At 68.0% G+C, this 26,115-nt stretch carries 26 protein-coding genes, 1 tRNA gene and 1 pseudogene; 9 read left to right on the top strand and 19 right to left on the bottom strand.

What is annotated here, in order from left to right:
• The first annotated feature begins 92 nt into the window (after positions 1–92).
• From ABDW59_RS05660 to ABDW59_RS05640, 5 genes are read left to right on the top strand one after another with little or no spacing between them, the layout of a single operon-like run.
• Complete coding sequence (locus ABDW59_RS05660) at positions 93–659, top strand: RNA polymerase sigma factor (RefSeq protein ID WP_343628548.1); 567 nt, start codon at positions 93–95, stop codon at positions 657–659.
• Positions 656–1,156, top strand: a complete 501-nt coding sequence (locus ABDW59_RS05655) for a DUF3619 family protein (RefSeq protein WP_343628547.1) — start codon at positions 656–658, stop codon at positions 1,154–1,156. The genes ABDW59_RS05660 and ABDW59_RS05655 overlap by 4 nt, the downstream gene beginning before the upstream one ends.
• Before the next feature lie 59 nt (positions 1,157–1,215).
• Positions 1,216–2,022, top strand: coding sequence for a DUF3106 domain-containing protein (locus tag ABDW59_RS05650; RefSeq protein WP_343628546.1), 807 nt, complete (start codon positions 1,216–1,218; stop codon positions 2,020–2,022).
• 9 nt (positions 2,023–2,031) lie between these two features.
• Positions 2,032–2,583 (top strand): RDD family protein, encoded by a 552-nt coding sequence (locus ABDW59_RS05645; protein WP_343628545.1) that lies wholly within the window; start codon positions 2,032–2,034, stop codon positions 2,581–2,583.
• 19 nt (positions 2,584–2,602) lie between these two features.
• Positions 2,603–2,980, top strand: a complete 378-nt coding sequence (locus tag ABDW59_RS05640; protein ID WP_343628544.1) for a diacylglycerol kinase — start codon at positions 2,603–2,605, stop codon at positions 2,978–2,980.
• A 159-nt stretch (positions 2,981–3,139) separates the two neighbouring features.
• Here ABDW59_RS05640 and ABDW59_RS05635 read toward each other — a convergent pair whose 3' ends face one another.
• Both ABDW59_RS05635 and ABDW59_RS05630 read right to left on the bottom strand, forming a co-directional pair.
• Positions 3,140–3,478 carry a P-II family nitrogen regulator gene (locus ABDW59_RS05635; RefSeq protein ID WP_067062357.1) on the bottom strand — a complete coding sequence of 113 codons (339 nt, stop codon included), beginning with the start codon at positions 3,476–3,478 and terminating at the stop codon, positions 3,140–3,142.
• A gap of 83 nt (positions 3,479–3,561) precedes the next feature.
• Positions 3,562–5,682: an NAD(+) synthase gene (locus ABDW59_RS05630; RefSeq protein ID WP_343628543.1), complete on the bottom strand. Its 2,121-nt coding sequence runs from the start codon at positions 5,680–5,682 to the stop codon at positions 3,562–3,564.
• A 58-nt stretch (positions 5,683–5,740) separates the two neighbouring features.
• Here ABDW59_RS05630 and ABDW59_RS05625 point away from each other — a divergent pair, with 58 nt between their 5' ends.
• A complete protein-coding gene (locus ABDW59_RS05625) occupies positions 5,741–6,946 on the top strand; it encodes a GNAT family N-acetyltransferase (protein ID WP_343628541.1) in 1,206 nt (401 codons plus the stop codon).
• Here the strand turns inward: ABDW59_RS05625 and ABDW59_RS05620 are convergent.
• From ABDW59_RS05620 to ABDW59_RS05610, 3 genes and pseudogenes are all read right to left on the bottom strand, one after another.
• Positions 6,907–7,056 (bottom strand): hypothetical protein, encoded by a 150-nt coding sequence (locus tag ABDW59_RS05620; protein ID WP_343628540.1) that lies wholly within the window; start codon positions 7,054–7,056, stop codon positions 6,907–6,909. The two genes, ABDW59_RS05625 and ABDW59_RS05620, sit on opposite strands and share 40 nt — an antisense overlap.
• A gap of 408 nt (positions 7,057–7,464) precedes the next feature.
• Positions 7,465–8,004: an inorganic diphosphatase gene (gene ppa, locus ABDW59_RS05615; RefSeq protein ID WP_331614326.1), complete on the bottom strand. Its 540-nt coding sequence runs from the start codon at positions 8,002–8,004 to the stop codon at positions 7,465–7,467.
• A 97-nt stretch (positions 8,005–8,101) separates the two neighbouring features.
• Positions 8,102–8,357: pseudogene (locus ABDW59_RS05610) on the bottom strand (NAD(P)-dependent oxidoreductase); the annotation flags it as partial.
• Positions 8,358–8,623: 266 nt separating this feature from the next.
• Here ABDW59_RS05610 and ABDW59_RS05605 point away from each other — a divergent pair.
• Both ABDW59_RS05605 and ABDW59_RS05600 read left to right on the top strand, forming a co-directional pair.
• Positions 8,624–10,834 (top strand): sodium-translocating pyrophosphatase, encoded by a 2,211-nt coding sequence (locus ABDW59_RS05605; protein ID WP_343628539.1) that lies wholly within the window; start codon positions 8,624–8,626, stop codon positions 10,832–10,834.
• A 211-nt stretch (positions 10,835–11,045) separates the two neighbouring features.
• Entirely contained in the window at positions 11,046–11,903 is an 858-nt protein-coding gene (locus tag ABDW59_RS05600) for a J domain-containing protein (RefSeq protein ID WP_343628538.1), read from the top strand.
• A gap of 31 nt (positions 11,904–11,934) precedes the next feature.
• Here ABDW59_RS05600 and ABDW59_RS05595 read toward each other — a convergent pair whose 3' ends face one another.
• The 5 genes from ABDW59_RS05595 to ABDW59_RS05575 all read right to left on the bottom strand — a co-directional run bounded on the left by ABDW59_RS05595 (position 11,935) and on the right by ABDW59_RS05575 (position 16,719).
• The gene (locus ABDW59_RS05595) at positions 11,935–12,558 is read right to left on the bottom strand and encodes an ABC-type transport auxiliary lipoprotein family protein (protein WP_343628537.1); all 624 of its coding nucleotides are present in this window, start codon (positions 12,556–12,558) and stop codon (positions 11,935–11,937) included.
• A gap of 5 nt (positions 12,559–12,563) precedes the next feature.
• Positions 12,564–13,526 carry an MlaD family protein gene (locus tag ABDW59_RS05590; protein WP_343628536.1) on the bottom strand — a complete coding sequence of 321 codons (963 nt, stop codon included), beginning with the start codon at positions 13,524–13,526 and terminating at the stop codon, positions 12,564–12,566.
• 49 nt (positions 13,527–13,575) lie between these two features.
• Positions 13,576–14,445: an ATP-binding cassette domain-containing protein gene (locus ABDW59_RS05585; RefSeq protein ID WP_343628535.1), complete on the bottom strand. Its 870-nt coding sequence runs from the start codon at positions 14,443–14,445 to the stop codon at positions 13,576–13,578.
• Entirely contained in the window at positions 14,442–15,602 is a 1,161-nt protein-coding gene (locus ABDW59_RS05580) for an ABC transporter permease (protein WP_343628534.1), read from the bottom strand. The genes ABDW59_RS05585 and ABDW59_RS05580 overlap by 4 nt, the downstream gene beginning before the upstream one ends.
• A 109-nt stretch (positions 15,603–15,711) precedes the next feature.
• Positions 15,712–16,719 carry a LytTR family transcriptional regulator DNA-binding domain-containing protein gene (locus ABDW59_RS05575; protein ID WP_343628533.1) on the bottom strand — a complete coding sequence of 336 codons (1,008 nt, stop codon included), beginning with the start codon at positions 16,717–16,719 and terminating at the stop codon, positions 15,712–15,714.
• Between the two features lie 137 nt (positions 16,720–16,856).
• On the opposite strand from ABDW59_RS05575, the gene ABDW59_RS05570 reads away from it, so the two are divergent.
• Entirely contained in the window at positions 16,857–18,149 is a 1,293-nt protein-coding gene (locus tag ABDW59_RS05570) for a hypothetical protein (RefSeq protein WP_343628532.1), read from the top strand.
• Here the strand turns inward: ABDW59_RS05570 and ABDW59_RS05565 are convergent.
• The 9 genes from ABDW59_RS05565 to thrS form a co-directional block, all read right to left on the bottom strand.
• Positions 18,150–18,226, bottom strand: a tRNA-Pro gene (locus ABDW59_RS05565).
• Positions 18,227–18,260: 34 nt separating this feature from the next.
• Positions 18,261–18,725, bottom strand: a complete 465-nt coding sequence (locus ABDW59_RS05560) for a MerR family transcriptional regulator (protein ID WP_343628531.1) — start codon at positions 18,723–18,725, stop codon at positions 18,261–18,263.
• A 40-nt stretch (positions 18,726–18,765) separates the two neighbouring features.
• Positions 18,766–19,131 carry an integration host factor subunit alpha gene (locus ABDW59_RS05555; RefSeq protein WP_343628530.1) on the bottom strand — a complete coding sequence of 122 codons (366 nt, stop codon included), beginning with the start codon at positions 19,129–19,131 and terminating at the stop codon, positions 18,766–18,768.
• Positions 19,132–19,146: 15 nt separating this feature from the next.
• A complete protein-coding gene (gene pheT / locus ABDW59_RS05550) occupies positions 19,147–21,561 on the bottom strand; it encodes a phenylalanine--tRNA ligase subunit beta (RefSeq protein WP_343628529.1) in 2,415 nt (804 codons plus the stop codon).
• A gap of 39 nt (positions 21,562–21,600) precedes the next feature.
• Positions 21,601–22,638: a phenylalanine--tRNA ligase subunit alpha gene (pheS, locus tag ABDW59_RS05545; protein WP_343628528.1), complete on the bottom strand. Its 1,038-nt coding sequence runs from the start codon at positions 22,636–22,638 to the stop codon at positions 21,601–21,603.
• A 184-nt stretch (positions 22,639–22,822) separates the two neighbouring features.
• Positions 22,823–23,179 carry a 50S ribosomal protein L20 gene (gene rplT / locus ABDW59_RS05540; protein ID WP_058934277.1) on the bottom strand — a complete coding sequence of 119 codons (357 nt, stop codon included), beginning with the start codon at positions 23,177–23,179 and terminating at the stop codon, positions 22,823–22,825.
• Positions 23,180–23,205: 26 nt separating this feature from the next.
• A complete protein-coding gene (gene rpmI, locus ABDW59_RS05535) occupies positions 23,206–23,409 on the bottom strand; it encodes a 50S ribosomal protein L35 (protein ID WP_067062292.1) in 204 nt (67 codons plus the stop codon).
• Positions 23,410–23,561: 152 nt separating this feature from the next.
• Positions 23,562–24,110: a translation initiation factor IF-3 gene (infC, locus tag ABDW59_RS05530; RefSeq protein ID WP_343628686.1), complete on the bottom strand. Its 549-nt coding sequence runs from the start codon at positions 24,108–24,110 to the stop codon at positions 23,562–23,564.
• Between the two features lie 68 nt (positions 24,111–24,178).
• Positions 24,179–26,104, bottom strand: coding sequence for a threonine--tRNA ligase (gene thrS / locus ABDW59_RS05525; protein ID WP_343628527.1), 1,926 nt, complete (start codon positions 26,102–26,104; stop codon positions 24,179–24,181).
• Positions 26,105–26,115 lie beyond the last annotated feature (11 nt).

The following is a 26,115-nucleotide window of genomic DNA, read 5'->3' as shown; positions in this document are numbered from 1 at the left end:
GCATCGGTCTCAAAGCGTAATGGCTATTTGTAGTGCGGGTGCGATAATCCGCGCCGTTTTGCCTGCTCGACCGCCCGCCGCGGCGCCGCCCTTTGGCCACCGACAAAGAACTCAACGACTTTCTCAAGACCGTCGACCGGCGCGCCTTCAAGCGCACCGTCTACATGGTGCGAGACGAGGATGCCGCGCTGGACATCGTCCAGGAGGCCATGATCCGCTTGGCCGAGAAATACTTCGACCGCCCCGCAGCCGAGCTGCCGCTGCTGTTTCAGCGCATTCTGTCCAACGCCACCATGGATCACTTCCGGCGGCAGAAGGTGCGCAGCGCGCTGTTCAGCAACCTCTCGGACTTCGAAGGCGGCGAGGCGGGCGAGGACTTCGACCTGCTGGAAATGCTGGAGACGCAGGAGGGATCGATGGGCGCGCAGTCGGCCGCGGACGAGGTGTCGCGCGTCCAGACGCTGGAATTGATTGAGGAAGAGGTCGCCGCGCTGCCCGCGCGTCAACGAGAAGCCTTTTTGCTGCGTTACTGGGAAGAACTCGACGTCGCGGAGACGGCAGCGGTCATGGGATGCTCGGAGGGCAGTGTGAAAACACATTGCTCCCGCGCCGTGCATGCGCTGGCGAAAACGCTCAAAGCCAAGGGAATCACGCTATGAAAAAGAACACGCCAGGAACCGCGCCGCGCCAGGAATTGGACGCGCGTGTGACCCGTTTCGGCCTGCGCGTGGCCGCCGGTCTGAGCGAGCGCAGCGAGGACCTCTCCGGCGACATCCAGGAGCGCCTGCGCTTCGCGCGTGAGCAAGCGCTAGCCAAGGCGACGGCCGCGCGCGCCGCGGCGCCGGCGGAAACCGCCTCGTCCGCGCGCGAAGTCGGCGGCGGCACGCTGGCACTGGGCGGCGGCGAGAAGACCCCGCGCTGGCTCAAGGCCGCGGCGATCCTCCCGCTGCTGTTGCTGCTGGGCGGCCTGCTGCTGATCCAGCACAGCCAGTGGTATGAACAGATCCGCAGCGCGGCCGAGCTCGACACCGAGATGCTGTCCAAGCCGCTGCCCCCTGCCGCCTATAGCGATCCGGGCTTCCGCGAATACCTGAACGAGAACCCCAACGATCCCAACAGCGCCGACGACAAGAAGTCCGACGAAGCCAAACAGTGAGCCGGCGCGTGGCCCGTCTTTCTCCCGTTCCCCGCCAATCCCCGCCCCTCCCCGGCCCCTTGAGCCGCCTCTCGCTGGCCCTTGCCGGCGCGGCGCTCATGCTGGCGGCTTGCGCTGTCCACGCGGAGGACGCCGCCTCGGCGCCCGCGCTGGCGCCGGTCGAGACCGCCGTCCCGATTCCCGTCCCCATGGCGCCGGCCGCGTCGGTGGTGCAGCGCGCCTCGGCGCCCGCCCGCACGTCCGCCCTGCCCGGGCCCACGCCGCTGAGCCTGGGCCAGAGTTGGGCCTCGCTGACGCCCTTGCAGCGCGAGGCGCTCGCGCCGCTGTCCAAGGAATGGGATCAGCTGGACGGCGCCCGCAAGGGCAAGTGGCTGGAAATCGCCAACCGCTATTCCACGCTCCCGCCCGAGCACCAGCAGCGCCTGCGCGAGCGCATGGTCGAGTGGACCCGCATGTCCCCGACCGAGCGTCAGAAGGCCCGCATCGGCTACCAGCACGCCAATGAGCTGCGCGGCGCCGAGCAGCCGGCCAAGTTGCAGGAGAAGTGGGAGGCCTATCAGGCGCTCCCGGCGGAAAAGCGTCAGCGCCTGGCCGAGCGTGCCGCCGAGAAGGCCTCCGAGCGTCGCGAGGCGCCGGTGACCAATCTGGCCAAGGCGCCGATCCGGCGCGCGCCGCTGGCGGTGACCACCACCGGCCCGACCGTGGTCCAGGCCCGCCCCGGCGCGACCACGGTGCTGCTGACCCAGCGCGCCGAGCCCGCCCAGCCTGCCGCTTCCGGCGCTCCCGGCCGACCGCTGCGCACGCCGCGGGAAGCCCGCCTCGATCCCCATACGCTGCTCCCGCAACGCGACGTCGCCGGCCGCTAAACTGGCGCGATGACCTCCGCACCGATCGCCGCGGCCGATGCGCCGCCGGGCCTGACACGCCGCATGGCGTCGTTTCTCTATGAAGGCGTCGTCCTCTTCGGCGTCGTCTTCGTCGCAGGCTGGCTGTATTCGACGCTCACCCAGCAGCGCAACGCGCTCGAGGGCCGCCAGGGCTTGGCGGCCTTCCTGTTCATGGTGCTGGGGATCTACTTCATCTGGTTCTGGTCGCGCGGCGGCCAGACGGTGGCGATGCGCGCCTGGCATCTGCGCGTCGTCGACCAGCACGGCCACGGCCTGACGCAGCGGCGCGCGCTCGCCCGCTACCTGGCGTCCTGGCTGTGGTTCCTCCCGGCGCTGGCCAGCATCCATCTGCTGGACGTCGACCACAGCTCGCTGGTGATCTTCGGCGCGCTGTTCAGCGGCGTGCTGGCCTACCTGCTGCTCGCGCGCCTGCATCCGCAGCGCCAGTTCCTGCACGACGTGATCTGCGGCACCCGGCTGGTCACGCAACTGCCTCCGCCCCGTCCGAAGAAGACGGCCGTGACGACGGCGGATTCCTGATCAGCATTTCTCCTTCAAGATGAGCAACCCCCACAAGGGCCGCACCGGCCTGGATCGCATCCTGCACGCCGCCGGCTATTCCTGGGACGGCCTGCTGGCCGCCTACCGCGGCGAGAGCGCCTTCCGCCAGGAGATCTGGCTCACCATCATCGGCGCGCCGCTGGCCTTCTTTCTGGGCAAGGACTGGGTCCAGGTGGCGCTGCTGCTGGGCACGCTGATCCTGGTGCTGATCGTCGAGCTGCTGAACTCCGCCATCGAGGCCGCCATCGACCGCGTGTCCTTCGAGCTGCACGAGCTCAGCAAGCGCGCCAAGGACATCGCCAGCGCCGCCGTGCTGCTGGCGCTGCTGCTGGCGGCGGGCGTCTGGGGCGCGGCGGTCTGGCAGCACCTGCGCTGACCGCACGTCTTTGCCGATCGCCCCAATGAGCAAGGGCGGGACGCCGATCGGCGCCCCGCCCTTCTCTTCATTTCTCACGTCGATTTCACGTCGTTCTCACATCGTTTCGCATGTCGCGAACCGTGTGTTGCGCGCGTCATCGCACGCCGATGTTGACGCTCAGACGGCGGCTTCGTCCTGCTCGCCGGTACGGATGCGGATCACCTGCTCGACCGGGGTGACGAAGATCTTGCCGTCGCCGATCTTGCCGGTCTTGGCCGCCTTGAGGATGGCGTCGATGCAGCGCTCGACCTCGTCGTCCTTGACCACGACCTCGACCTTCACCTTGGGCAGGAAGTCGACGACGTACTCGGCGCCGCGATACAGCTCGGTGTGGCCCTTCTGGCGGCCGAAGCCCTTCACTTCCGTGACCGTCAGGCCGGAGGCGCCGACCTCGGCCAGGGCCTCGCGGACTTCGTCGAGCTTGAACGGTTTGATGATGGCGGTGATCTGTTTCATCACGGGGCTCCGGGCGATGGGGGAAAAGAGAGAGGGACTGGCGCTGATTTAAGCACGGATCCCGCAGGCGACCCACCCCGCGCTCAGTCCGGAATCCGGTCCAGCTCCGCGAGCCACACGGTCGGCTCCGAGTCGCTGGGCGCGCGCCAATCGCCGCGCGGCGACAGCGAGCCGCCGCTGCCCACCTTGGGCGCGTTAGGCACGCAGCTGCGCTTGAACTGGCTGCCGCGGAAGAAGCGCGTCACGAAGATGCGCAGCACCCGCTTGATCTCGGCCAGCGCATATTCGTTGCGCTGCACATGCTCGCCGTCGGGCCAGTCGCCGCGCTCGCGGTCACCCCAGGCGTGGCGCGCCAGGAAGGCGATCTTGGCCGGCGAATAGCCATGGCGAATCGTGTAGAACAGATTGAAGTCCTGCAGCTCGTAGCGGCCGATGTGGGCCTCGGTGCTCTGCAGGGCGGTCGAGGCGTCCTTGCCGTCCTGCTCCTGTGTCCCGCTCTTCGCGTTCGCTTCTTGCGGCACCAGCTCGGGGCTGATCTCGGTGGCCAGGATGTCCAGCAGCACCTCGCTGCCGCCGTGCGCGTCGTCGCCGAGCTGTTTCGTCTCCGCGACCCAGCGCACCAGGTACTGGATCAGCGTCTTGGGCACCGATGCGTTCACGTTGTAGTGCGACATGTGGTCGCCGACTCCGTAGGTGCACCAGCCCAACGCCAGCTCGCTCAGGTCGCCGGTGCCCAGCACCAGCGCGCCCAGGTGGTTGGCGAGCCGGAACAGATGGCTGGTGCGCTCGCCCGCCTGGACGTTCTCGAAGGTGACGTCGTAGACCGGCTGCCCGTCCGCATACGGATGACCGAGGTCCTTGAGCATCTGCTCGCAGCTGGGCCGGATGTCGATCTCTCGGGCTTCGCAGCCGATCGCGCGCATCAGCCGCAGCGCCTGATCGCGGGTGCGCGTGCTGGTCGCAAAGCCCGGCATGGTGAAGCCGAGGATGTTGGTGCGCGGCAGACCCATCTGGTCCATCGCCCGCGCCGCGACCAGCAGCGCGTGCGTCGAGTCCAGCCCGCCCGACACGCCGATCACCAGCTTGTGGATGCCGCTGGAGACCAGCCGCTGCACCAGCGCCTGGACCTGGATGTGGAAGACCTCGTCGCAGCGCTCATCGCGCTGCCGGCGGTCGGCCGGAACGTACGGGAAGCGCTCGACGCGGCGGCGCAGCGCCAACGGCTGCGAGCGAGCGATGCCCAGCTCGAACTCGATCGTGCGGAAGTCCTTCAGCGTCGCCGCGTGATGCCGCACCGAGTCGCCGAAGCTGGTCTGCCGCATGCGCTCGCGCGAGAGCCGCTCCAGGTCCACGTCGGCCGACACCAGCTGGGAGCGGCGCTGGAAGCGCTCGCTCTCGGCCAGGAAGCTGCCGTTCTCGTAGACCAGGGCTTGGCCGTCCCAGGCGAGGTCGGTGCTGGACTCGCCCGCGCCGGCGGAGCTGTAGACATAGGCGGCCAGGCAGCGCGCCGACTGCTGGCCGACCAGCTGATGGCGGTAGCCCGCCTTGCCGATGGTGACGTTGGACGCGGACAGGTTGATCAGCACCGTCGCGCCCGCGAGCGCGGCATAGGACGAGGGCGGGATTGGCGTCCAGACGTCCTCGCAGATCTCCACGTGCAGGCGCAGCAGCGGCATGTCGCTGGCCGCGATGACCAGCCGCGTCCCGAAGGGCACGCGCTGCCCGAGCAGGGTGATCTCGTCGGAGATCGCCTCATCCGCGGCGTTGAACTGACGCGCCTCGTAGAACTCGCCGTAGTTGGGCAGATAGGTCTTGGGCAGGACGGCCAGGATGCGTCCGCGCTGCAGCACCACTGCGCAGTTGAACAGCCGATGCTCGACCCGCAGCGGCAGCCCGACGACGGCCACCGTCGACAGCTCGCGCGACACCTTCAGCAGCTCGGCCAGCGCCGTCTCGCAGGCGTCAAGCAGCGGACGCTGATGGAAGAGATCGTCGCTGGTGTAGGCCGCCAGGCCGAGCTCCGGGAACGCGATCACCGCGGCGCCGTCGGCCGCCGCCTCGCGCAGCAGCTGGGCGGTCTGCTCGCCGTTGAACACCGGATCGGCGACCCGGCACAGCGGCACGCCCACGGCGATGCGCGCGAAGTCGTGCGCATACAGGTTGTCGAATGAGGGCGCGGGAGAGTGGAGCGTCGTCGCTTGCATGACCCGCATCCTGCCATCAAAGCGAAGGGTATGGGCTTGACCCTAAGATCAGTCGCGCATGACCGCCCGCTCCCCCGCTCCCCCCGCCGCGACCGCCGACGCACCGCTGATCCGCGTCGACGACGATCCCTCCTCGTTGCCACGCGACGCCTGGAACGCGCTGCTGGCGCGCGCGCCGCTGCCCTCGCCCTTCATGCGGCACGAGTACCTCGTGGCCATGCATGAATCCGGTTCGGCGGTCGCGAAGAAGGGTTGGCAGGCGCAGTTCGTCAGCGTGTGGGACGGCGGCGAGCTGATCGCCGCCTGCCCCGCGTATTTGAAGGGCCACTCCTACGGTGAATACGTCTTCGACTGGGCCTGGGCCGACGCCTACGACCGCCACGGCCTGAACTACTACCCCAAGCTGCTGGTGGCGGTCCCCTTCACGCCGGTGCCGGGCAGCCGGCTGCTGGCGCGCGACGACACGGCGCGGGACTGGCTGGTCAAGGGACTGCGCGCGCTGGCGATGAAGGCGGAGCTGTCCTCGGTCCACGTGCTCTTCGGCGATGAGCAGGACCAGCGCGCCTTGACCGGCGACGGCTGGCTGGCGCGGCAGCAGGTGCAGTTCCACTGGACGGGGGACGGCGTGCCGCGCTCGTTCGCGGACTACCTGCAATCGCTGCAGCGCGAGAAGCGCAAGAAGATCCAGCAGGAGCAGCGCAAGGTCGCCGAGGCGGGCGTGCGCTTCGAGGCGCTGCGGGGCGCGGCGATCACGCCCGAGGACTGGGACTTCTTCTACGCGTGCTACACCCGGACCTATCTGGCGCATCGCAACAAGCCCTATCTGACGCGTGACTTCTTCGCCCGCATGGCGGCGGAGCTGACCGAACAATGGCTGATGTTCCTCGCCCGCGATGAACAGGGCGAGCGGGTGGCCGCGTCGCTGGTGGCGATCGACGAATCGCAGCGGGCCGCGTACGGGCGCTACTGGGGCTCGACGCGCTACATCCCGAATCTGCATTTCGACGCCTGCTACTACCAGCCGCTGGCCTGGTGCCTGGACAACGGCTGGCGCCGCTTCGAGGGCGGCGCGCAGGGCGAGCACAAGATGGCGCGCGGGCTGATGCCGGTGTCAACGCACTCGGCGCACTGGCTGGCCCATCCGCAGTTCCGCGAGGCGGTGGCCGATTTTCTTCAGCGCGAGGGTCAAGCCATGGACGAGTACATCGACGAGCTGGAGCGGCATCAGCCGTTCAAGGCGGCGCCTCCCGACGCGGAGGCTTGAGCGCGCGACGCCATCGACGCGAAGGCCAGCAACGAGGCCACGTCCTGCGCATGCGCGAGGCGGCCGCCGCCAGCCTCCTCGATGTCCCAGCACAGTTTCTCAAGCAGCATCGACATGTCCTGAGGCCTCCAACAGTCCTCATCGCGCAGAGTCCGCGAAGAAACCGGCACCCTCGATGCGGTCCGCCTGCGGCGCGAACGCGACAGTCGCGCCGCCGAGCACGGTCTGGGCAGAGCTGCGCATGCAATGGTTGATTCGACGAGACTCGACGTACGCCCCCAGATCCACGACCTGTCCGACGCAACGAAAGCATGAGATCTCCGGATGGCACCGACAAGGGGCCGTCAGTTGTCCGGTGAGCTTCGGTGCGCAGAAGGTCGGGCGGCGCACCGAGCCCGTCTGTCCCCGAACGACCCGTTGCCCGTCCTTGCGGCGATCGGACCGGACAAGAAAAAGCGCCCCGAGAGGCGCTTCGTCGTTGAGCTTGGACCAGGCGATGCGCCCGGTCAGCCCTCGCTTCAGGCTTGTTGAGCCTTGGCGTAGTTGGCCATGCCGTCGGTGATTTCCTTCTTGGCGGCTTCCGGGCCTTCCCAGCCCTTGACCTTCACCCACTTGCCGGCTTCCAGATCCTTGTAGTGCTCGAAGAAGTGCTGGATGGCCTTCAGGCGCATCTGGTTGATGTCCTCGGGCTTGGTCCAGTGCTCATAGATCGGCAGGATCTTGGTGGTCGGGACGGCCAGCAGCTTGGCGTCGCCGCCCGCTTCGTCGTCCATCTGCAGCACGCCGATGGCGCGGCAGGTCACCACCACGCCCGGGGTCAGCGGGAAAGGCGTGATCACCAGCACGTCCACCGGATCGCCGTCGTCGGCCAGCGTCTGCGGCACGTAGCCGTAGTTGCAGGGGTAATGCATCGCCGTCGTCATGAAGCGGTCGACGAACAGCGCGCCGCTTTCCTTGTCGACCTCGTACTTGATGGGGTCGGCGTTCATCGGGATCTCGATGACGACGTTGAACTGCTCGGGCGCCTTCGCGCCGGGGGTGACTTTGTGCAGGCTCATGGTGGTGGACAGCGAAGTGATCCCGGAAACAACTCCGGGAAAACCGCGATTCTAGAGGGTCGGCTGAATCGGCCCTGACGGACGGCGCGCCGGATCGGGTCGTCAGGCTGTGCGTCGGCCGCCGTCCGGCCAGGGCCTGCTCCAGGCTCTCCAGCACCATCTCGCCGATGGCGGTCCGGGTTTGCTCCGTCGCGCTGGCGCGATGCCGGGCAACCGAAGGCCTCGACGCGCTGAGCCACCGCCCGCCCCACCCGGCCCAGACCCACGATGCCCACGCGCATCCCGCTGACGCGGCGCCTCAGCGGCAGCGCGCTCGGCTGCGGGAACTTGGGCCAGAGCCCGCCGCGCACGAAAGCGCAGGCCGCGCTGAGGCGGGCGGTAAAGCGTGCCACCCGGGCATGCCACGCTCCCGCCCCGGGGCCAGTTCTTGCCGCCTCGCCCGCAAGCCCTGGCCCCATCGGGCCTGTCCCCTTGATCCGCTGGTAAACGCTCATGCCATGCGGTATCGCCGGGCTTAGCATGGTTCGACGGACTGTTGCTGTTGCGCGCGCAGGACCGGCGCCGCGGTGCCAGGCTGTCTCTCCCGAAAAGATGGCGGTCAGCGATAGGAGACAAATCTATGTCGACGAGTTTGGCGCTGTATTTCGCGCTTGCCTGCGGCGTCGCCGCGGTGCTTTACGGCTTCATCCAGCGCAGCTGGATCCTCAGCCAGGACCCCGGCAACCCCCGCATGCAGGAGATCGCGGGCGCGATCCAGCAGGGCGCGGCCGCCTACCTGGCGCGGCAGTACCGCACCATCGCCGTCGTCGGCGTGGTCCTGGCGATCCTCATCGCCGTGTTCCTCGGCTGGAAAACCGCCGCCGGCTTCGTCGTCGGCGCGGTGCTCTCCGGGGCCTGCGGCTTCATCGGCATGAACGTCTCGGTGCGCGCCAACGTGCGCACCGCGCAGGCCGCCACCAAGGGCATGGCCCCCGCGCTCAACGTCGCCTTCAAGGGCGGCGCCATCACCGGCATGCTGGTGGTCGGCCTGGGCCTGCTGGGCGTGGGCCTGTTCTTCATGTGGATCAGCGGCAGCGGCGCCAAGGTCGACAGCGAGACGCTCAAGCCCCTGCTGGGCCTGGCCTTCGGCTCCTCGCTGATCTCGATCTTCGCGCGGCTGGGCGGCGGCATCTTCACCAAGGGCGCTGACGTGGGCGCCGACCTGGTCGGCAAGGTCGAGGCCGGCATCCCCGAGGACGATCCCCGCAACCCCGCCGTCATCGCGGACAACGTGGGCGACAACGTCGGCGACTGCGCCGGCATGGCGGCCGACCTGTTCGAGACCTACGCGGTGACGCTGATCGCCACGATGGCGCTGGGCGCGCTGACCTTCGGCGGCATGTCCGTCGCGGCGCTCGTCTATCCGCTGGTGCTGGGCGGCGCGTCCATCATCGCGTCCATCATCGGCTGCAGCTTCGTCAAGGCCAGCCCCGGCATGAAGAACGTGATGCCGGCGCTGTACAAGGGCCTGATCGTCGCGGGCGTGCTGTCGGCGATCGCGTTCTGGTTCATCAGCCGCGCGCTGTTCCCCCAAGACCTGACGCTGCCCGGCGGCGACACCATCGGCGCCACCCAGCTCTTCCTGGCCTGCCTGGTCGGTCTGGTGCTGACCGCCGGCATGGTGTGGATCACCGAGTACTACACCGGCACCGACTACAAGCCGGTGCAGCACGTGGCGCAGGCCTCGACCACCGGCCACGGCACCAACATCATCGCGGGCCTGGGCGTGTCCATGCGCTCGACGGCCTGGCCGGTGCTCTTCGTCTGCGTGGCCATCGTGGTCGCGTTCAAGCTGGCGGGGCTGTACGGCATCGCGATCGCGGCGACGGCGATGCTGAGCATGGCCGGCATCGTCGTGGCGCTGGACGCCTACGGCCCGATCACCGACAACGCCGGCGGCATCGCCGAGATGGCCGATCTGCCCGCGTCGGTGCGCGACATCACCGACCCGCTGGACGCCGTCGGCAACACGACCAAGGCGGTGACCAAGGGCTATGCGATCGGCTCGGCGGGCCTGGCGGCGCTGGTGCTCTTCGCCGACTACACGCATGCGCTGGAGTCGCGCGGCCTGAGCGTCAGCTTCGACCTGAGCAACCACATGGTGATCGTCGGCCTGTTCATCGGCGGCCTGATCCCCTACCTGTTCGGCGCGATGGCGATGGAGGCCGTGGGCCGCGCGGCGGGCTCGGTGGTCGAGGAGGTGCGCCGCCAGTTCCGCGACATCAAGGGGATCATGGAAGGCACGGCCAAGCCCGAGTACGGCCGCGCGGTGGACATGCTGACGGCGGCGGCGATCAAGGAAATGATCGTGCCCTCGCTGCTGCCGGTGGTCGTGCCCATCGTGGTGGGCCTGGCGCTGGGACCGGCCGCGCTGGGCGGCATGCTGATGGGCACCATCGTGACGGGGCTGTTCGTGGCGATCTCGATGTGCACCGGCGGCGGCGCCTGGGACAACGCCAAGAAGTACATCGAGGACGGCCACCACGGCGGCAAGGGCAGCGACGCCCACAAGGCCGCAGTCACCGGCGACACGGTCGGCGACCCCTACAAGGACACGGCCGGTCCGGCGGTGAATCCGCTGATCAAGATCATCAACATCGTGGCGCTGCTGATCGTGCCGCTGCTGCCGGCGACGGGCATCACCGGTCAGGCCGCGGGCGCGCACAACCCGCCCGCCGTGAGCGCCCCGGCGCCCGAGGCCTCCGCGCCCGGCGTGCCGGAGGTGATCGCCAGCGGTCCGGCCGAAGGCGCCAGCGCGCCGGTCGACGCGGCGAGCGCGGCCTCGCAATGAGCCACCGCCGACGTCCGATCCGGGCGATCTCCGGACGCCGCTTCCGGGGACGCGCGCCCCCGGTCGCGGGGGTGGCGCCTCCCCTGGCGTCGCCCTGGGAAAACGCTGAGAAAAACAGCCCGGAGACGGGCTGTTTCCGCTTTGAAGGGTCATGGGCGACGGGCAGAATCGGCGTTCAGAACAAGACTGTTTCCCAGGGACCCGTTTCGACATGATCAGCCAGGCCATCACGCCGAGAGAACTGGACCGCCGCCGCGAGCAGCTGGTCGATCTCCAGCGCTATCTGGCCGATCAGGAACGCGAGTACGTCGACCTTCGCGCCCGCGTGCAGGGCTTCATCGACCGCTACGTCGCCGCGCTGGGGCCGCTCTACATGGAGCTGGATGCGCTCGAATCGCAGCTCTACTGCGCGATGCGCTATCTGCACGAGGCGCTCGCCCGCAACGGCCTGGACACCCGCGGTCCGGACTCGCCCAAGGCGACCGCGATGCCGCAGTTGCTGGTGCTGCCCGCCGGCGCCCCGCTCCCGCCCGAACCCGAAGGTGGCCTCATCCAGGTCGGACCTCCTCCGCTGAAAACGCTGTACCGCCGCGCGGCCAAGCGGCTGCATCCGGACCTCGCGCCCGACGACGCCGAGCGCAGCCGCCGCGAGCGCAAGATGGCCGAGGTCAACGAGGCCTATGCGGCCTCGGACCGCGCGCGGCTGGAGTCGCTGCTGCTGGCCGCGGGCGAGAGCATGGTCAAGGTCCGCGGCGGCGACGCCGACGCGGTCATGGAATGGCTGCGCTCGACGGAACGCGCGGTGCAAGGCCGGCTGCGCGTGGTCCAGGCCCACATCGCGCTGCTGACCAACCACCAGATGCATGCGCTGGGCGAGTCGGTCGAGCGCGCCGAAAAGAAGGGGCTGGACCCGCTGGGCATCATGGCCAATCGGCTGCGCGCCCAGATCACCGAGCGCCGCCAGGAGCTCTACATCGGGCAGCGTCTGCAGCCCGAATCCAGCATGGCCGAAGCCTTCCTGCGCCAGCGTCAACAGCGCATGGGCGGCGGGATCGCCGCCTCGCGCTGAGCGAGGTCGGCGCCCCGCCACGGCGCCCAGTTCAACGCCGATTGCGCGGGCGCGGCTCCTTGACCGGCAACGCCGCGGCCCAAGCCGCGATCTCAGGACCCAGCGCATCGACTGCCGCGGCGGTCGCCTTCACGGCCCCTTCCGCGTTCCCGCCCGATGGCTCCGTCCGATCAAACGAGCGCTGCGATCCGTCGTCCGCGGTCGCGGTCAGCCGCACCTGGACCTCGCTGCGGCTCGCGCCGCTGAAGCTCTGCAGCGCCTCCTCGAGTTCCACGCTCACCGCCACCGCCGGCAGCTGATCGCCACCCGCCGCCAGCGGCGCGCGCTGGACCTGCTGCCGCAGTCGCGTCGCCACCAGCACCGGCAGCGGCGCCGCCCAGCGCGAATCCCGATAGACGCGCCGCGCATACGGATCCGAATCGCTGAGGCGGTAGGAGATGCCCGTACCCTGCAGCACCTCCGACGCGCCGACGGTTTGCAGGTCCACCCGACGCGCGAGCGGCGTCTGCGCCGGCCACGCGGTCGCGGGGCCGAGGTCCATCTGCGTCGGTGCCGGGGCGCGGCTGCCGCAGGCGCTGATCAGCGCCGCGGCCAGCGCCACGCCGCCGAGCAGCACCGCGCGGCGCGCGCCGCCGGTACGAGGGAGTTGATTCATCTCGTTCATTTCTTCGCTCCCGCCTCGAAGCCGGATTCACCGGGGCCGGGCTCGCCGGGCTTGGGTCCGAGGATCAGGCTCTGCGGCTGATCGCCGATGCGCTGCGCGGCGCGTTCCAGCGCGCGCGCGGCCTGCGACAGGTCTTCCAGCACCGCCCGCTGCCGCGGCTTGTCCGTCGAACCGACCAGCGAGTTCTCCAGCCGCCGCAGCGTGCGCTGCAGCTGGGCTGCGGCGTCGCCGAGCTCGTCGATCGCCGCCGCCTTGCCCTTGTATTCCTCGACCAGCTCGCCGCCCTGCTTGGCCAGCGTGTCCACGTTGCCCAGCGTGTTGCGGCCGGCGACCACCAGGCCGTCGGCGTTCTTCACCAGCGCCGGCAGCGCCTGCGCCGTGGGCTTGAGCTCATGGATCAGCTCGTTCAGGCCGGCCGAGGCCTCGTGCAGCTGCGCCAGCGTCTGGCTGAGCTGCTGCTGGTTGCCGTCGCTGAGCACCTTCTGGATGCGGTCCATCGTCGCCAGCGCGCTGGCCGCGAGCTTGGGGCCCGCGTCCTGCAGCTGGTCCAGGAAGCCCGGCGCCAGCGGGATGCGGCGCGTCTGGATCACGCTCTGGTTGGGATCGGTCGGCTCCTTGCCGTCGTCCAGGTCGATGAAGGACAGCCCGGTGATCCCCTGATAACCGAGCTTGGCCTGCGTGCCGGCGGCGATGGGCGCGTCGGCGTCGACATCGATGTCCACGAGGATCTGGCGCGGCTGCTCGGGATCGAAACGGATCTTGCCGACCTTGCCGATCTGCACGCCGCGCAGCTTCACCGGCGCCTTGACGTTCAAGCCCGGCACGCCGGCACGCGCCACCACGGTGAAGGACTGCGTGGCGCCGCGATCGTCGCGGAACCACACGATCACCAGCACCAGGGCCGCGCCCAGCAACAGCACGAACAGGCCGGTGGCCAATGCATGAGCCTTGTTTTCCATGAGCTTGCCCGAGGCCCTTTCTCTCTGGTTGTCCTGGTCGCCGCGCCGCTCAGGCGGGCATCTCGTCCTGATGATGCAGGGCGTCGCGGTAGTCGCGCAGGTTGTCCCCGGCACAGCGTTGCGTGTGGCCGAGGAAGAAGTTGCGGATGAACGGATGCGACTGGTTCACCACCTGCTCCAGCGGCCCGATCGCCACCAGATGCTGATCGGCCAGCACCGCCACCCGGTCGACGATCGCGAACAGGGTGTCCACGTCATGCGTGACCATCACCACCGTCAGCGCCATCTCGCGCTTGAGGCTCTCGATCAGCTGCACGAAGCGCTTGGAGCTGGCCGGGTCCAGGCCGGCCGTGGGCTCGTCCAGGAACAGCAGCTGCGGATCCAGGATCAGCGCCCGCGCCAGCGACACCCGCTTGACCATGCCGCCCGAGAGCTCGGCCGGCATCTTGATGCCGTCCTCCGGCTTCAGACCGACCTGCTGCAGCTTGGTCATGACCAGCTCGGCGATCAGGTCGTCGGGCAGGCTCTTGAGCTCGCGCAGCGGCAGCGCGATGTTGTCGAACACGGACAGCGCCGAGAACAGCGCGCCCTGCTGAAACAGCACGCCCCAGCGATGCCGCACCTGCGCCAGATCGCGCGCCTCGCACTTGCCCAGCACCTGGCCGAAGACGCGGACCTCGCCCTCGCTGGGGCGCTCCAGGCCCAGCATCAGCCGCAGCAGCGTGGTCTTGCCGCTGCCCGAGCCGCCGATGATGCCCAGCACCTCGCCCGCCTCGACCTCCAGGCTCAGGTCCTTGTGGATGCGCACGCCGCCCAGCACGGTGCCCACGTGTCTCACCTCGATGATGGGATCGCCGGGGCGCACGTTCAGGGCCTCGGCCATGTCGGTCGAGGCGGGTTCGATGCAATCGCTGCTCATGCCTTCAATCCCACGTCGGAGAACAACACCGCGAAGATCGCGTCCACGATGATGACCACGGTGATGGAGGCCACCACCGACGAGGTCGTTCCGGTCCCCAGGCTTTCGCTGTTGGGCTTGATCCGCAGCCCGTAATGGCAGGCCACGAACGCGATCATCAGCCCGAACACCGCCGACTTCGACAGCCCCAGCCACAGGTTGGCGACGGGGACCGCGGCGGGTAGGCCCTGCAGGAACTGGATGTAGTCCAGCCCCAGCGTGGCGCGCGCCGCGATCATCCCGCCCACCAGCACCATCGCGCTGGTCCAGGTCATCACCAGCGGCAGGGACAGCGACAGCGCCACCATTTTCGGCAGCACCAACCGGATCGTGTGCGAGATGCCCATCACCGACAGCGCGTCCAGCTCCTGCGTCACCCGCATCACGCCCAGCTGCGCGGTCATCGCCGAGCCGCTGCGCCCCGCCACCAGGATGGCGGCAAGCAGCGGGCCCAGCTCGCGCCAGACGCTGATGCCCAGGATGTTGATGACGTAGATGTCGGCGCCGTAGCTCTGCAGCTGCTTGGCGGTGAGGTACGAAAGCGTGATGCCCACCAGCACGCCCACCAGCGCGGTGATGCCCAGCGCCTGGGCGCCGCTGCGGTAGATGTGGGCGGAAATGTCCTTCCAGGAGATCAGCGCCGGGTGCCGCGCCAGGGTGCCGACGTCGCGCACGACCTGACCCAGCAGCGCGACCGCGTCGAGCAGATGGCTGGCCAGGTTCAGCAGGCCCTGGCCGAACTGGCGCACGTTCTGCGCGCGCGGCGGCTTGCCGGGCTTGCCCTGCTTGCTGCCCAGACGCGCGAACAGCGCCTGGAACATGTCGGCCAGCGGGGCCGGTGGCCAACGCAACTGATCGGGTTGACGGCGACCCCAGGCCTGCCAGAGCAGCAGCGCGCCGGTCGGGTCCAGCCGGCTGACGGCGCTCAGGTCCCAGGACACCTCGTTCTTGGGCATGTCGCCGAGCTCGCCGCGCAGCGCCTCGACCCGTTCGCGCAGAGCCAGCAGCGTCCAGTCCCCTTCCAGACGCGCCCGCACGCGGCCGCCCTCGCCCGCCTCGCGCACCAGGCGCGGCGTGGGATCCGCTGCAGCGGGCGACGACGGGTCGCGGTCTTCCATGTGAGCGTCCATTGGGGCAAGAGCATAGCCGCGCGGCGACGCCGCGGCGACCGTTCGGGGAACGACATCGCCCACGCGGAAGGAGCTTGCTCGCCTCTCCCGTACGGGATTACGCCAAACGCTGCCGGAGCCGGTCGAGATAGGTACGGCTGCACGGCAAGCGGCTGCCGTCGCGCAGGCGCAGATGCGCGTCGCCGGACTCGGTCGGCTCGATGGCCTCGATCAGACGCAGTCGCACCAGATAGCTGCGGTGAACGCGGACGAACTCCGCCGGATCGATGCGCTGCTCGAAGGCGCCCAGGCTGCTGCGCAAGGGGTAATCATGCTGCTGCCGGTGCAGGTTGATGTAGTTCCCGCAGGCCTGGATCCACTCGATCTCGTCCATCGGCAAAAGGAATTCCTTGCCGAGCTTCTTGACCAGCAGACGTTCGGGGCGAGGCACCGGCACAGGCGTCGGCTGCGGATCGGGCGGCGCGGGGGATTCCGCCGTGGCGGCCACCGGCGCAGGCGCCAAGCCGGGAGCGGGATCGCCGGCGGGGATGGGCGGCACGACCGCTGCGGCCGACGGTGGTGCCGTCAGCGAGGCAGCAGGCGGCGCGCTGATGCCCGGCGCTTCGGCCAACACGCTCGCCTCGCCCTGCCAGCGCCAGACCAGCAACCGGTAGCCGCCGACGATCACCAGGATGAAGGCGTAGCTGCGCACATCCTTGAGCGCCTCATAGAAGAGCTCGGACGGCCAGTCGCCGAAGTCGTAGCGGGCGCTCTGCGTCGCATAGGCCAGCTTGCGCAGCCCCACCATGCCCAGCACATGGACCAGGCTGGTGATGAGCGCGAACAGCAGATGCCAGGGCAGATGGCGCGTGATCTGGCCCCAGCGCAGCGGGCGGGTGTCGGCGGCGCGGATCATCCACGGGAGGATGGCCAGCCAGAGGATGGCGCTGGAGAACTCCCAGACCGCCGGCTCCCAGGCCTGGACCGAGACGCCCGCGCGGTGCAGATCCATGCGCGCGATCACGGTGTTCACCACCGCCGAGCCGAGCAGGAACGCGGCCCAGCCCGCGCGTTCGATCCAACGACGCCGCTTCAGATAGAACGCCAGCCACTTGTCCTCTGCCATGGCGGCGGAGTGTAGGGGCGGGACGCGTCGTTCAGGGACGACGCGCCACCCCTGGGACGGGGCGGGCCGTCACCGCGCGGGGGCGGCTCGTCACATTCCGTCCGCGCGAGGCCCCGCCCCGCCGATGCTCCAGCGCCATGGACACCTCACACCCCTCCCGCGCGCCCTCGCCCGCGCCGTCGACCGTCCCGGCCCACCGGCTCACCGAGCTCGACTGGCTGCGCGTCATCGCCTTCGGCCTGCTGATCCTCTATCACTCGGGCATGTTCTACGTGAGCTGGGACTGGCACGTGAAGTCGCCTCGGCTCATCCCCGCGCTCGAGGCCTGGATGCTGTGGCTCAACCCGTGGCGCATGTCGCTGTTGTTTGCGATCTCCGGGGCGGCGACCGCGCTGATGCTTGGCCGCGATGGCCGCGATGCCGGCGATGGCGGCCCTGGCGTCGGCGTCGGCCGGCTCATCCGCGCCCGCAGCGGCCGGCTGCTGCTGCCGCTGTTGCTGGGCATGACCGTCGTCGTCCCACCCCAGGCCTATCTGGAGGTCGTCGAGAAGCTCCATTACGGCGGCAGCTACCTGGACTTCCTCAAGCTCTACTTCCAGGCGTACCACGGCTTCTGCCGCGGGGACGACTGCCTGTCCCTGCCGACCTGGAATCACCTGTGGTTCCTGCCCTACGTCTGGGCCTACACCGTGATCGTGCTCATGGCGGTGGCCACCTCGCGCCGCTGGATGAGCAGCCCCGCCTGGGGTCAGGTCGTGAGCGGCGGCCGATTGCTGTGGGTGCCCTGGCTGCTGTTCGCCATCGCGCGCCAGCATCTGCTGGAGCGCTTCCCCACCACGCATGACCTGACCCACGACTGGTACCAGCACGCGGTCTACGGCGCGATGTTCCTGTTGGGCTTCGTGCTCTTCGGCTCGCGCGACGACCGCCACGGCGCCTGGGAGGCCGCGCGGCGATTGCGCTGGGTCGCGCTGATCGGCTTCATCGCAGTACAGCTGCTCTCGCAAGCGTTGACCGACGCGTGGCGGGCCTCGCAGGGAGAGCACTTCGCCGACTGGTTCCTGATGGCGATGCGCGCGCTGAACGCCGGCAAGCAATGGCTGCCCATCGTGGCCGCGCTGGGCTGGGGCCGTCAGCTGCTGGCGGACCGAGACTCGCCGATGCTGCGTTGGCTGACGCTGGCGGTGTTTCCGTTCTACATCGTCCACCAGACGGCGACGGTGATCGCGGGGCATCTGCTCGCGCCGCTGCAACTGCCGCTGGCCGTCGAAGCCTGCTTGCTCGTGGCGATCACGGCCCTGGCTTGCCTGCTCGTCGCCGGCCTCGCGATGCGCGTGCCGGTGCTGCGTCCGTGGATGGGAATGGGGCCGGCCAGAAAGCGAAAAAGCCCGGTACCTTGCGGTACCGGGCTTCTCGGTTCTTCTTATTAATGGTCGGGGTGGCGGGATTCGAACTCGCGACCCCTTGCACCCCATGCAAGTGCGCTACCAGGCTGCGCTACACCCCGACGAAGCCTCAGATTCTATACGCATCTGAGAGCGTCATGCAAGCAAACTCTCTCGGATTGCCAACAATTCTTCTCTGACCTGTCCCAGGGTCAGCTTTTCGAGCGTGACGCTGGTGTGCGCCGCGCCATCGGACATGTCGGAGGCCAGCGCACGGATCGACTCGCGCTGCGCGCGGCCGGCCTCATGGCGAGCGGATGCGAGCGCCTCCGCGCGGAACTCCTGCGCGTTGGAGGTCGCCGCATGCGACACGTCGATCAGTTGATTGCGTGCACCGCTGATCGTGAAGCCCTGGTCATAGAGCAGATCGCGGATGCGCCGGATGAGCAGCACTTCATGGTGCTGGTAATAGCGGCGGTTGCCCCGGCGCTTCATCGGCTTGAGCTGCGTGAACTCCTGTTCCCAGTAGCGCAGCACGTAGGGCTTCACACCGCAAAGCTCGCTCACCTCACCGATGGTGAAGTAGCGCTTGGCGGGGATGGCGGGCAGCGCGATGTCCATGGGAATCAGGAGCTCCGGCGGCTGAGACAGGGGTCAGACTCTACTCGAAGTCCCCGCCCGTCGGCGTGTTGCCTTGGACGGCTTCTTTCAATTTGTGACTCGCATGGAACGTGACGACGTTGCGGGCCTTGATGGGAATCGCTTCGCCGGTGCGCGGATTGCGGCCGGGCCGCGGCGCCTTGCGGCGGATGTTGAAGTTGCCGAAGCCCGACAGCTTCACTTCGCGACCGCTGGAGAGGCTGTCATGAATGATGTCGAAGAAGGCCTCGACCATGTCCTTGGACTCGCGCTTGTTCAGGCCCAGCTTGTCGAACAGAAGTTCGGCCAACTCGGCCTTGGTCAGCGTCGGGGTCTCCAGGCTGCCGAGCAGCACCCGGGCCTGGGCCTTCAGATCGTCATCGCTCATTCGTTCTCTCCCTCCTCAGCCGCGCAGTCGCGCGCCCAGGCGTTCGCCCAGCTGCGCCACCACCTTCGCCACCGCCTGCTCGATACGTTCGTCGGTCAGGGTGTTGTCGTCGTCCAGCAGCTCCAGGCGCACCGCCAGGCTGCGCTCGCCCGCCTTCAGCTCGGCCGTGGGCTGAGCCGGTTTGAAGACGTCGAACAGACGGGCGGAGCGTACCAGGGCTTCCCCACTCGATTCGATCGCCTGCATGAGGGAGGCGTGCGTCACCTGCTCGCCCACGATCAGCGCCAGGTCGCGCTGCACCGCCTGTAGCCGGGCCACGCCCTTGCCTTGCGGCAGCGTGCGCGTCAGCGCCGCGTCCAGCGCGACCTCGAACAGCACCGGCGCGGACGGGAGCTCGTAGCCCTGGCGCCACTTGGGATGCAGCTCGCCGACCACGCCGATCTCGACGCCGTCCAGCAGCACGCGGGCGCTGCGGCCCGGATGCAGGGCCGGATGCTCGGCGGCCTCGAAGCTGAGCTGCAAAGGAGCGAACAGCGCTTCCAGATCGCCCTTCACATCGAAGAAGTCGACCGCGCGGTCTTTCAGCGCCCATTGCTGCTGCTCGGCCGGCCCCCAGGCCAGACCGGCCAGACGCATCGGCTGCGCGATGCCGGCGATGCTCGTGTCGCTTTCCTGCACCGACGCGTCGCGCAGGAACACGCGGCCGATCTCGAACACGCGCACCCGCGGCGCCTTGCGCGACAGGTTGTTGCGCAAGACCTGGACCAGCGAACCCATCAGCGAGGTCCGCATCACCGCCAGCGGCGCGGCGATCGGGTTCAGCAGCTGGATCGGGTTCGCGTTGCCGGCGAGCTCCTGCTCCCAGCGCGCCTCGACGAAGCTGAAGTTGATGGTCTCGAAGTAGCCCTGGGCGGCCATCGCGTGGCGCAGCGCGTGCGTCGCGCGGCGCGACTCGGTGCGCACCTTGCCGACCACCGGCGCCAGCGGGGGCGTCGACGGGAGCTTGGGATAGCCCAGCACACGGATGACTTCCTCGATCAGGTCTTCCTCGATCTGGATGTCGAAGCGGAAGGACGGCGGCGTCACCGTGATCACGCCCGGCGCGGACGTGAACGTCAGTCCCAGGCGCTGGAACACGCCTTCGCAATCGGCCTGCGTCACCGGCATGCCGATGATCTTGGCGGCGCGGTCGACGCGCAGCGCGACCGGCTTGCGCTCGGGCAACTGCGTGGTCTGGTCGTCCATCGGGCCGGCTTCGCCGCCGCAGATCTGCTGGATCAGCGCGGTGATGCGCTCGATGTGCTCGACGGTGCCGGCCGGATCGACGCCGCGCTCGAAGCGGTGACCCGCGTCGGTCGAGAAGTTGAAGCGGCGCGAGCGCCCCATCACCGCCTTCGGCCACCAGAACGCGGCCTCGACATAGATGTTCCGGGTGTCGTCGGACACGGCCGTGGCGTCGCCGCCCATGATGCCGGCCAGCGATTCGACCTGCTCGCGATCGGCGATCACGCCGACCTGCTCGTCGATCTCGATGGTGTTGCCGTTCAGCAGCTTGAGCTGCTCACCGGGCTTGCCCCAGCGCACGATCAGCTCGCCGTGGATCTTGTCCAGGTCGAAGATGTGGGACGGGCGGCCCAGCTCGAACATCACGTAGTTGGAGATGTCCACCAGCGGCGACACCGAACGCTGACCGCAGCGGGCCAGACGATCGACCATCCACTGCGGCGTCTTGGCCTTCGTGTCGACGTTGCGGATCACACGGCCCGAGAAGCGGCCGCACAGATCGGCGGCTTCAATGCGCACCGGCAGCTTGGTGTCGTTGGCGACGGCGGCGGCGGCGATCTCCGGCGCGATCAGCGGTGCGCCGGTCAGCGCGGAGACTTCGCGGGCGATGCCGTAGACGCTCAGCGCGTGCGCCAGATTCGGCGTCAGCTTGAGCGTGAACAGCGTGTCGTCCAGGTTCAGGTGCTCGCGGATGTTCTGGCCGATAGGCGCGTCCGCGGCCAGCTCCAGCAGACCGCCGTGGTCCTCGGCCAGCTTCAGCTCGCGGGCCGAGCACAGCATGCCGAAGCTCTCGACGCCGCGCAGCTTGCCCTTGCCGATCTTGAAGGGCTTGCCGTCCTCGCCGGGGGGCAGCTCGGCGCCGATGGTCGCCAGCGGGACGCGGATGCCGACGCGCGCGTTCGGCGCGCCACAGACGATCTGCAGCAGCTCGGGGCCGCCGGCGTTGACCTTGCACACGCGCAGCCGGTCCGCATCGGGATGCTGCACGGCCTCGACGATCTCGGCCACGACGATGCCGTGGAACGGCGGTGCGACCGGGCGCAGCTCTTCCACTTCCAGGCCGGACATGGTCAGCAGCTCGGCCAGTTCTTGCGTGTTCAGCGCGGGATTGCAGAAGGCCCGCAGCCAGCTCTCAGGGAATTGCATGTGTTTCTCTCTTGCTCTCTAGGCGACGACCGTATGGGCTTACTTGAACTGCGACAGGAAGCGCAGGTCGCCGTCGAAGAACAGGCGCAGGTCGTTGACGCCGTAGCGCAGCATGGCCAGGCGGTCGATGCCCGAGCCGAAGGCGAAGCCGATGTAGCGCTCGGGATCGAGGCCCATGTTGCGGATCACCTGCGGATGCACCTGACCCGAGCCCGACACCTCCAGCCAGCGGCCCTTCAGCGGACCGGAGCCGAACATCATGTCGATCTCGGCGCTGGGTTCGGTGAAGGGGAAGTAGCTGGGGCGGAAGCGGATCTCCATGTCCGTCGTCTCGAAGAACTGCTGCATGAAGTTCACGTAGACGGACTTGAGGTCCTTGAAGCTGATGTTCTCGCCGACCCACAGGCCTTCGACCTGGTGGAACATGGGCGAGTGCGTGGCGTCGCTGTCGACGCGGTAAGTGCGGCCGGGCGCGATGACGCGGATCTCAGGCATCGGCTGACCGGCGTCGATCAGCGCGCGGTGCTTCTTGACGTGCTGCACCGCATAGCGGATCTGCATCGGGCTGGTGTGGGTGCGCAAGACGTGACCCCCTTCGATGTAGAAGGTGTCGTGCATGGACCGAGCCGGATGATCCTCGGGGGTGTTCAGCGCGGTGAAGTTGAACCAGTCGTTCTCGATCTCGGGGCCGTCGGCCACATCGAAGCCCATCGATCCGAAGATCGCCTCGATGCGCGCCATCGCGCGCGTGATCGGGTGCAGACCGCCGGTGCCGCGCTGGCGGCCGGGCAGCGTGACGTCCAGCGCCTCGGCCTTGAGCTGCTTCTCGAGTTCGGCGTCCGCCAGCGCCTGACGGCGCGCGGTCAGCGCGGCTTCGATGCCTTGCTTGAGCTGGTTGATCTGCGCGCCGCGGGTCTTCTTCTCCTCGACCGACAGCGCGGCCATGCCCTTCATCAGCTCGGTGACCTGGCCGGTCTTGCCCAGAAATCGGGCCTTGGCGTTCTCCAGGTCAGCGGGAGTCGTGGCGGCGGCGAAATCGCCGGTGGCCTGTTGCAGCAATTGATCGAGGTCGTTCATCGCGGGGCGACTGGAAGTCGTTGGCGGAAATCGAAGTGGGCTGGCCGATGGCGAACATCGCACCAGCGCACCGGAATGAAAAAAGGCCGAACACCAAGGTGTCGGCCTTTGAAAAGCGGCCGCTCCGACGAAGCGGAGCAGCCGGTCCGCGCGCGGGAGAGCACCCGCACGTGGACCTTGGCTATCAAGCCAGAGCGGCCTTCACCTTGGCGAAGATGCTGGCAAAGCCAGCAGGATCGTTGACGGCGAGATCGGCCAGGACCTTGCGGTCGATGTCGATCTGGGCCTTCTTCAGGCCGGCCACGAACTTGCTGTAGCTCAGACCCAGGCCACGGCTTGCCGCGTTAATACGGGCAATCCACAGCTGGCGGAACACGCGCTTCTTGGCACGGCGGTCACGGTAGGCGTACTGGCCCGCCTTCATCACCGCCTGCTTGGCGATGCGGAAGACGTTCTTGCGACGACCACGGAAGCCCTTGGCCAGAGCCAGGACCTTCTTGTGACGAGCACGTGCGGTTACACCACGTTTGACGCGAGGCATGTTGTATCTCCTTGTCTACAGCTGGATTACAGACCAGCGGAGGGCAGCATCGCGGCGATGTGGCCCATGTTGGTCTCATGCACGGTCGTGGCGCCACGCAGGTGGCGCTTGTTCTTCGTGGTCTTCTTGGTCAGGATGTGGCGCTTGAACGCCTGACCGCGCTTGACGGTACCACCCGGACGAACGCGAAAACGCTTTTTCGCGCTGCTCTTGGTCTTCATCTTGGGCATAACTGCTCCTTCTATGTGCGTCCCTCCAGGCGACCACGAGAACCGCGGTACTTGATGGCCTGCAGGAGACTAATAAGCCCGCCGACGACCAGATCGGCGGGCTGAACTTGTCGGTCCCGATCCTCCTCGCGGAGGCCCCGGGACCTCGACGATCAGGTGCGCTTTTTCGGAGCCAGCACCATGATCATCTGACGGCCTTCGAGCTTGGGCATGTGCTCCACCACTGCCACGTCAGCCAGTTCATCGCGGATGCGTTCCAGCATCCGCATGCCGATGTCCTGGTGCGTGATCTCGCGGCCGCGGTAGCGCAGCGTGACCTTGCCCTTGTCGCCGTCCTCCGCGATGAAGCGGCGCAGATTGCGCATCTTGATCTGGTAGTCGCCCTCGTCCGTGCCCGGACGGAACTTGACTTCCTTGACCTCGATGACCTTCTGCTTGGACTTGGCTTCCGCCGCGCGTTTCTGCTCCTGGTACTTGAACTTGCCGTAGTCCATCAGGCGGCACACGGGCGGCACTGCGGTAGCGGCGATTTCAACCAGGTCGACGTCCAATTCACCGGCCATCCGGAGCGCTTCCTGGATCGACACGATGCCGATGGGCTCGTTCTCGGGGCCATTCAGACGGACTTCGGGGGCCATGATTTCGCGATTCAGGCGGTGCTTGCGCTCCGGAATCGCACGACGGTCAGCAAAAGTAGCGATGGTGGTTACCTCTCGACGGGCCTTGGCAGGGGCTCGAAGTGATCAATACAACGCAAAAAGCGCCCGACTCAGGCCTTGTCCGCGACGGCTGAAGACAGCTTCGAAACGAAGTCCTCCAGCGACATCACGCCCAGATCCTGGTTGCCTCGGGCGCGCACTGCAACCGCGCCGTTCGCTTTCTCCTTGTCGCCGACGACGAGGATGAACGGTACTTTCTGCAGAGAATGCTCGCGGATTTTATACGTGATTTTCTCGTTGCGCAAATCTGCCTGGACCCTAAGCCCTTGTTTTTGCAGCGATTTCACGATGTCGGAAACGTAGTCCGCCTGTGCGTCCGTGATATTGGCGACAACGACCTGCGTCGGAGCCAGCCAAACGGGCAGCGCGCCGGCGTGCTGCTCGATCAGGATGCCGATGAAACGCTCGAGCGAACCGACGATCGCGCGGTGCAGCATGACGGGGGTCTTGCGCTCGCCGTCCTCCCCGACGTACTCCGCGCCCAGCCGGCCCGGCATCGAGAAATCGACCTGCATCGTGCCGCACTGCCACTGGCGGCCGATCGCGTCCTTGAGCGTGTACTCGATCTTCGGGCCGTAGAAGGCGCCGTCGCCCGGGGCGATGATGAAGTCCACGCCCGAAGCGCGCAGCGACTCCATCAGCGCGAACTCGGCCTTGTCCCAGACCTCGTCGGAACCGATGCGGGCATCGGGACGCGTCGCGACCTTGTAGATGATGTTGTCGAAGCCGAAGTCCTTGTAGACCTTCTGCAACAGCGCCGTGTAGGCCACGCACTCGGCCAGGATCTGGTCTTCCGTGCAGAAGATGTGGCCGTCGTCCTGCGTGAAGCCGCGCACGCGCATGATGCCGTGCAGGCCGCCCGTCGGCTCGTTGCGGTGGCACTGGCCGAATTCGCCGAAGCGCAACGGCAGGTCGCGGTAGCTCTTGATGCCGTGCTTGAAGATCAGGATGTGACCGGGACAGTTCATCGGCTTGAGCGCGTAATCACGCTTCTCCGACTCCGTCGTGAACATGTTGTCGCGGTACTTGTCCCAGTGGCCCGTGGCTTCCCACAGCGTCTTGTCGAGCAGCTGCGGCCCCTTGACCTCCTGATAGCCGTTGTCGCGGTACACGCGGCGCATGTACTGCTCGACCTCCTGCCACACCGTCCAGCCCTTGGGGTGCCAGAACACCACACCGGGCGCGTGCTCGTCGATGTGGAACAGCTCCAGGTCCTTGCCCAGCTTGCGGTGGTCGCGCTTCTCGGCCTCTTCCAGCATGCGCAGGTAGTTGGCCAGGTCGTCCTTCGTCGCCCAGGCCGTGCCGTAGATGCGCTGCAGCTGCTCGTTGCGGTGATCGCCGCGCCAGTAGGCGCCGGCCACCTTCATCAGCTTGAAGAACTTCAACTTGCCCGTGGACGGAACGTGCGGGCCGCGGCACAGGTCCGTGAAGCCGCCCTCGGCGTACAGCGACACCGCCTGATCCGCCGGGATGCTCTCGATGATCTCGGCCTTGTAGGCCTCGCCGATGCCCTTGAAGTACTGGACCGCCTCGTCGCGCGGCAGCACCGAGCGCGTCACCTTCTCGTCCTTCTTCGCCAGCTCCGTCATCTTGGCCTCGATGGCGGCCAGGTCCTCGGGCGTGAAGGGACGCTTGTAGGAGAAGTCGTAGTAGAAGCCGTTCTCGATGACCGGGCCGATCGTGACCTGGGCGTCGGGGAAGAGCTCCTTGACCGCGTAGGCCAGCAAGTGGGCCGTCGAATGGCGGATCACTTCCAGCCCGTCCGGATCCTTCTCCGTGACGATGGCCAGCTGCGTGTCCTGATCGATCAGGAAGCTCGTGTCGACGAGCTTGGCGCCCTCGCCCGATCCGACGCGGCCAGCCAGCGCCGCCTTGGCCAGGCCCGTGCCGATGGACGCGGCGACTTCGGCCACCGTCACCGGCTGCGCGAACTCGCGCTTGGAGCCGTCAGGCAGTTGAATAGAAATGTTGGACATGTTCGTGTGCT

This window comes from Roseateles sp. (assembly GCF_039595295.1).
GTDB lineage: Bacteria > Pseudomonadota > Gammaproteobacteria > Burkholderiales > Burkholderiaceae_C > Roseateles.
This window is presented reverse-complemented; position numbering and strand designations above follow the sequence as displayed.

Coding starts and splice junctions, on each gene's coding strand:
- ABDW59_RS05655 (WP_343628547.1), top strand. CDS start 656: ATGAAAAAGAACACGCCAGGAACCGCGCCGCGCCAGGAATTGGACGCG.
- ABDW59_RS05645 (WP_343628545.1), top strand. CDS start 2,032: ATGACCTCCGCACCGATCGCCGCGGCCGATGCGCCGCCGGGCCTGACA.
- ABDW59_RS05640 (WP_343628544.1), top strand. CDS start 2,603: ATGAGCAACCCCCACAAGGGCCGCACCGGCCTGGATCGCATCCTGCAC.
- ABDW59_RS05635 (WP_067062357.1), bottom strand. CDS start 3,478: ATGAAACAGATCACCGCCATCATCAAACCGTTCAAGCTCGACGAAGTC.
- ABDW59_RS05630 (WP_343628543.1), bottom strand. CDS start 5,682: ATGCAAGCGACGACGCTCCACTCTCCCGCGCCCTCATTCGACAACCTG.
- ABDW59_RS05625 (WP_343628541.1), top strand. CDS start 5,741: ATGACCGCCCGCTCCCCCGCTCCCCCCGCCGCGACCGCCGACGCACCG.
- ABDW59_RS05620 (WP_343628540.1), bottom strand. CDS start 7,056: ATGCTGCTTGAGAAACTGTGCTGGGACATCGAGGAGGCTGGCGGCGGC.
- ppa (WP_331614326.1), bottom strand. CDS start 8,004: ATGAGCCTGCACAAAGTCACCCCCGGCGCGAAGGCGCCCGAGCAGTTC.
- ABDW59_RS05605 (WP_343628539.1), top strand. CDS start 8,624: ATGTCGACGAGTTTGGCGCTGTATTTCGCGCTTGCCTGCGGCGTCGCC.
- ABDW59_RS05600 (WP_343628538.1), top strand. CDS start 11,046: ATGATCAGCCAGGCCATCACGCCGAGAGAACTGGACCGCCGCCGCGAG.
- ABDW59_RS05595 (WP_343628537.1), bottom strand. CDS start 12,558: ATGAATCAACTCCCTCGTACCGGCGGCGCGCGCCGCGCGGTGCTGCTC.
- ABDW59_RS05590 (WP_343628536.1), bottom strand. CDS start 13,526: ATGGAAAACAAGGCTCATGCATTGGCCACCGGCCTGTTCGTGCTGTTG.
- ABDW59_RS05585 (WP_343628535.1), bottom strand. CDS start 14,445: ATGAGCAGCGATTGCATCGAACCCGCCTCGACCGACATGGCCGAGGCC.
- ABDW59_RS05580 (WP_343628534.1), bottom strand. CDS start 15,602: ATGGAAGACCGCGACCCGTCGTCGCCCGCTGCAGCGGATCCCACGCCG.
- ABDW59_RS05575 (WP_343628533.1), bottom strand. CDS start 16,719: ATGGCAGAGGACAAGTGGCTGGCGTTCTATCTGAAGCGGCGTCGTTGG.
- ABDW59_RS05570 (WP_343628532.1), top strand. CDS start 16,857: ATGGACACCTCACACCCCTCCCGCGCGCCCTCGCCCGCGCCGTCGACC.
- ABDW59_RS05560 (WP_343628531.1), bottom strand. CDS start 18,725: ATGGACATCGCGCTGCCCGCCATCCCCGCCAAGCGCTACTTCACCATC.
- ABDW59_RS05555 (WP_343628530.1), bottom strand. CDS start 19,131: ATGAGCGATGACGATCTGAAGGCCCAGGCCCGGGTGCTGCTCGGCAGC.
- pheT (WP_343628529.1), bottom strand. CDS start 21,561: ATGCAATTCCCTGAGAGCTGGCTGCGGGCCTTCTGCAATCCCGCGCTG.
- pheS (WP_343628528.1), bottom strand. CDS start 22,638: ATGAACGACCTCGATCAATTGCTGCAACAGGCCACCGGCGATTTCGCC.
- rplT (WP_058934277.1), bottom strand. CDS start 23,179: ATGCCTCGCGTCAAACGTGGTGTAACCGCACGTGCTCGTCACAAGAAG.
- rpmI (WP_067062292.1), bottom strand. CDS start 23,409: ATGCCCAAGATGAAGACCAAGAGCAGCGCGAAAAAGCGTTTTCGCGTT.
- thrS (WP_343628527.1), bottom strand. CDS start 26,104: ATGTCCAACATTTCTATTCAACTGCCTGACGGCTCCAAGCGCGAGTTC.